At 63.4% G+C, this 790-nt stretch carries 2 protein-coding genes; both read right to left on the bottom strand.

Annotation, left to right across the window (positions count from 1 at the left end; all coding sequences use genetic code 11):
- Window positions 1–122 precede the first annotated feature (122 nt).
- Window positions 123–449, bottom strand: a complete 327-nt coding sequence (locus tag ACZYOF_RS44075; RefSeq protein ID WP_463719634.1) for a HEAT repeat domain-containing protein — start codon at window positions 447–449, stop codon at window positions 123–125.
- A gap of 66 nt (window positions 450–515) precedes the next feature.
- A partial coding sequence (locus ACZYOF_RS44070) for a hypothetical protein (protein ID WP_463719633.1) occupies window positions 516–790 on the bottom strand: 275 nt, incomplete at its 5' end.

Below are 790 nucleotides of genomic sequence, written 5' to 3'. Positions count from 1 at the left end.
GAGTCACCTTCCTGCCTGGCATCAAGCATGGCATTTGCCATCGTTACACCTCCACCGATCCGCTCATGCCAGGCTGTATCGCGCGCAAGCCGAAGGATGGCTAGGTGGGGGCCTCATGCCGGTTACATCCTTGCGGAGCGAGGGCAGCTCGTCTTCGAGGAAGGGCACAATGGCGCTGACCGCCTCCCGGACGCGGAGCTTGCCCAGGCTTGCAACGCCTTTTGACGAACCTGCCAATAGCTGTCATTCAACGCCGCGATGAGCCCTGTTGCCACTGAGGCCTGACCGATGCGCCCGATCGTCTCGGCGGCGACTGCTCTCACCTGCCATTCCGGATCCGAAAGCGCGTCGGCGGCGGCGTGGGCGGCGGCCTCATTCCGTGCAAAGGACAGCGCATCGACCGCGGAAAGCCTGACATCGGGATGCCCGTCCTTGGTCGCATGGACCAGAGAGGGCAGCGCTTCGGGAGCTAGCCGACCACGCCGACCGCCTGCACGCGCACCGCAGGGGCTTTGTCACCGAGTGCGGCAATGGCCGGTCCAAGCGATGCGCTGACCTGGAGCGCTTTCATGGCACGAAGGATCGCGGCCCGTACGAAGCTGGACGAAACTTCGTCGTATGCGTACGACCAGCACGCGCTCGGAATACTGCAATAGCAAGCGTCGAGCGATGAGCATATCGCCTTCGCATCTGATGAGATCGCCACCGAAGTCGCGGCCAATGCGGACGGACACGCGGCGCAACACTGAGTACTTGCACGGCGTCATGCGGATCGAGGAACTCGCTTCCT

The organism is Bradyrhizobium sp. LeoA1Lang (assembly GCF_055413685.1).
Note: the sequence above shows the minus strand (reverse complement) of the source record. Positions and strands in the feature narration are given on the sequence as shown.